This window comes from Burkholderia sp. 3C (assembly GCF_054589155.1).
In genome coordinates, this window is sequence record NZ_BAAILN010000148.1 from 60612 (window position 1) to 64540 (window position 3929).

The following is a 3929-nucleotide window of genomic DNA, read 5'->3' on the forward strand; positions in this document are numbered from 1 at the left end:
TGCCGCGAAAGCCGCCCGACACGCCGCGCCAGAGCCGCGGCAGCAGCCAGGCCATGAACGCCATGAAGCCGATCATCAGCAGCAGGAACAGCACCGGCACGAAGAAGGCCAGCGCCAGGCCGGCGAACACCATGCCGTCCTCGGTCGCCGAGGCGATCCAGTTCGACACCGGCTCCGGCGACAGGTTGATCAGCGCGCGCGTGCCGGCCTTGGCCACGTGGGCCGAGCCGGCCAGCGTGCCGCCCGCGAGCCCGGCGACGGCCAGCACCGTGGGATCGGCATGGCCGAGCGCGCCGGCCGCGAGCACCGCGCCGGCCGGAATCCGGATGAACGTGTGGATCGCGTCCCAGAGCGAATCGAACGCGGGAATCTTGTCGGCGAGGAATTCGGCGACAGCCAGTACGGCGGCGGCGCCGATCACCCATGGCGAGGTCAGCGCGGCCAGCGTGTCGGGAAGATGCACGAGGCCGGTGCGCGCCAGCACGCCGGCGATCAGAACCGTCAGATAGAGGCGCAGCCCGCTAGCCCACGCGAGCCCCGCGCCGAGCGAAATGGCCTCGACCATGTGTGGTCTCCTTGCGCGTCGAACGCGCACGCCGGCCGGGCGGCCGGCATAACGGAACCGCCGCCGATGCCCGGGCGGGCAACCGGCGGCGTAATTCCGAGACAATGATTTTGCATTATAGACGCGCCGCAACATGGGCTGCAGGGGATTGCCCCGCAGGCGGGGGCGAGCGTGCCCAATCTGCAACGCCGGGAGACGGTTGCGGTTGCCGCGCGGGGCGTCGGAGCGGCTTCACCGCGACCTCGGCCGAGTGTCGGAGCGGCGTCGGGCGGACCTCGGGCCGGTTTTGGATCGGCTTTGGACCGGTTTCAGCCGGTTTCAAGCCGGCTTCATTCAGGCCCGGCTCAGGCCCGCTTCAGGCCGGCGACGACAGCTTCAACCCGATCAACCCCAGCACGATCAGCGCCGCGCTCGCCACGCGGGCGACGGTCACGGCCTCACCCATCAACACGATGCCGAAGATGAATGCGCCAACCGCGCCGATGCCGGTCCAGACCGCATACGCGGTGCCGAGCGGCAACTGGCGCATCGCCATCGCGAGCAGCACGAAGCTGCCGAGCGCGGTCACGACCGTAAACACCGACGGCCAGAGCCGCGTAAAACCTTCGGACGACTTGAGACCCGCCGCCCAGGCCACTTCGAGCAGGCCGGCGATGAAAAGCAGGATCCAGGACATGAGACGACTCCACCGGGAAGGACGGGGCCGTCCCCGCGGATTGATTGACGCGCCGGGGTCGTCCCCGGGCAGGGGGCGAGTATAACAAAGCGCTTACAAACCGGCAGGGCGTGCGGGATCGACCCCATGCGCGTCAGGGCGATGCGCGGCTTCGGTATCGTCGGTGCGCCCTTCGCCACGGCGCATCGCGTCGGCAAGCCCGCCGACAGGCCGGCGACCCGCGCGGCTCATTCCCTCAGGCCGCGCCCACCAGCCGATACCCCACCCCCGTCTCCGTCACGATGTGCTCCGGCTGCGCCGGATCGGCTTCCAGCTTTTGCCGCAGATGCGCCATGTAGATGCGCAGGTAATGATGGCTCTCCACGTGCGACGGCCCCCACACGTCGCGCAGCAGTTGCCGGTGCGTCAGCACGCGGCCCGCATGGCGCACCAGCGTCGCGAGCAGCCGGTATTCGAGCGGCGTCAGGTGCACCGGCGCGCCGCCGCGCGTCACCACGCGCAACGCCAGATCCACCGTGACCTCGCCGAACCGGACGCTCGGCGTATCGTTCGCGCCGCCCAGATTGCGTCGGCGCAGATGCGCGCGGATGCGCGCGAGCAGTTCGGACACGCCGAACGGCTTGGTCAGGTAATCGTCGGCGCCGGCATCGAGCGCGGCCACCTTCTCGTCCTCGCGCGTGCGCGCCGACAGCACGATCACCGGCAGCTCGGACCAGCCGCGCAGCTCGCGGATCACGTCGAGCCCGTCGGTATCGGGCAGGCCCAGATCGACGATCACCAGGTCGGGCTTGCGCGTGGCCGTCTCGATCAGCCCCTGCTTGCCGGTCTCCGCATCGAACACGGCAATGCCCTCCGCCTCCAGCGCGGTGCGCACGAAGCGGCGGATCTGTTTTTCGTCTTCGATCAGGACAACGGTCAGCGTCGGTTCACTCATGGTCGGGCGGAAAGGGAGAAGACAAGGGCGGCGCGGCAGCGGGTGGCACGACCCGCGCATCGAGTGCATCGAGCGCGCCGAGTTCGGCCAGATCGGCCGCTGCGTCGTCGGGCACGGGCGGCGGCGCATCCACCGGCAGCGTGAACCAGAAGCTGGCGCCGGCAATCGAGCCGTCCGGCGCGAGCCGGTTCCGGGCGCCGATCTTACCGCCGTGCGCATCGACGATCGCCCGGCAGATCGCCAGCCCCAGCCCGATCCCGGGCGTGGCCGACTCCTTCTCGCCGCGCGTGAACTTGTCGAAGATGCGCGCTTCCATGCCGGCGCGCAGGCCCGGGCCGTGATCGTCGACGCTCACGCGCACGAACGGCTGGCCGCCCTCCTCGATGCGTTGCGCGCCGATCGTCAGCGCGCTGCCGGCCGGCGTGTACTTGGCCGCGTTCTCGAACAGGTTCGCGAACAGGCGCTCCATCAGCACGGCGTCGGTCTGCAGCAGCGGCAAATCGGCCGGCAGCCGCACCTGCACCGGGTGCCGCGCCAGCACGCGCTTGCAGGCGGCCAGCGCCGCGCCGACGGTTTCCTCCAGCAACGACCACTGCCGCTTCAGTTGCAGGCTGCCGGCCTGCAGCCGCGCCATGTCGAGCAGATTGGTGACGATGCCGGTCATGCGCAGCGCCTCGTCGTGGATTGCCTCGACCAGCTCGTGCTGCCGGCTCGCAATCTCGGGCAACGCGGGCAGGCCGGGCGATGCCTCGCCGTTCGATGCATCCGGCGCCTGATCCGGCTTGCCGCCCTGCATCCCCGCCAGCATCGACGAGAACCCGACGATGGTCGTCAGCGGCGTGCGCAGATCGTGCGAAATCGCCGACAGCAGCGAATTGCGCAAGCGCTCGGACTCCATGCTGACCAGCGCATCGCGCGCGATCTCGACGTAATGCACGCGCTCCAGCGCCAGCGCGATCTGCGCGGCGAACGTGTCGAGCATGCGCTGCTGCTCGGGCGCATCGAGCTCGCGCGGGTCCTGCGCGAGCACCGCCAGCACGCCGCGCGTGCGCATCGGCGCCTTCAGCGGCAGGTACAGCGCCCGCGCCGCGGGCAGCGTATCGGTGCCGTGCCCGGCCGGCTTCTGCTGGTCGTACACCCACTGGCCGACATCGGTATCGAGCGCGGCGCCCGTCAGCGTGACGGCCTCGTCGGGGTTCTCGATCTGCTGGCGAACCTGCTCGGCGCCATCGGCGTTGTCGGGCAGCAGCATCGCCACGCGCGCGCGAAACACCTCGGCCACGTGCCGGCTGCCGATCTCGACGATCTGCTCGGCCGTCAGCGCGGCGGCCAGTTCGCGCGCCATCGCGTACATCGCGCCGGTGCGCCGCTCGCGCCGCTCGGCCACGCCGGCCGACCGGCTCAGGCTGGACGTCAGATGGCTGATCACCAGCGAGGTCAGCAACATGCCGAAGAAGGTCAGCAGATATTGCGTGTCGGTGACCGACAGCGACATGCGCGGCGGCACGAAGAAGAAATCGAACGCGGCCACCGACAGGAACGACTGCATGACGCCCGGCCCGCGCCCGAGTCGGACCGCGCTGAACACCACGCCGAGCAGGTAGAGCATGACCAGGTTGGTCAGGTCGAGGTGCGCCTGCGCGAGCGCGGCCACCCCGGTCAGCGCCGCGCAGATCAGCGCGGCGGCCACGTAATGGCGCGGCGGCGAGCGCTCGCCGGCCAACTGCACGAACGCATCGCGCCAGGCGCGCGCG

Annotated in this window: 4 protein-coding genes; all 4 read right to left on the bottom strand. The window is 70.3% G+C overall.

Annotated elements, in window-relative coordinates; translation table 11 throughout:
• Window positions 1-565 (bottom strand): DUF4126 domain-containing protein (locus tag ACYP33_RS30500; protein WP_459624992.1); only part of this gene is annotated, 565 nt, incomplete at its 3' end.
• Window positions 566-920: 355 nt separating this feature from the next.
• Entirely contained in the window at window positions 921-1241 is a 321-nt protein-coding gene (gene sugE, locus ACYP33_RS30505; RefSeq protein ID WP_414451353.1) for a quaternary ammonium compound efflux SMR transporter SugE, read from the bottom strand.
• Between the two features lie 235 nt (window positions 1242-1476).
• A complete protein-coding gene (kdpE, locus tag ACYP33_RS30510; RefSeq protein WP_206131301.1) occupies window positions 1477-2175 on the bottom strand; it encodes a two-component system response regulator KdpE in 699 nt (232 codons plus the stop codon).
• A partial coding sequence (locus ACYP33_RS30515) for a DUF4118 domain-containing protein (protein WP_459624993.1) occupies window positions 2168-3929 on the bottom strand: 1762 nt, incomplete at its 5' end. The genes ACYP33_RS30515 and kdpE, both read right to left, overlap by 8 nt.

Excerpts from the sequence above, each read along its gene's own strand:
- sugE (WP_414451353.1), bottom strand. The coding sequence starts at position 1,241 with ATGTCCTGGATCCTGCTTTTCATCGCCGGCCTGCTCGAAGTGGCCTGG.
- kdpE (WP_206131301.1), bottom strand. The coding sequence starts at position 2,175 with ATGAGTGAACCGACGCTGACCGTTGTCCTGATCGAAGACGAAAAACAG.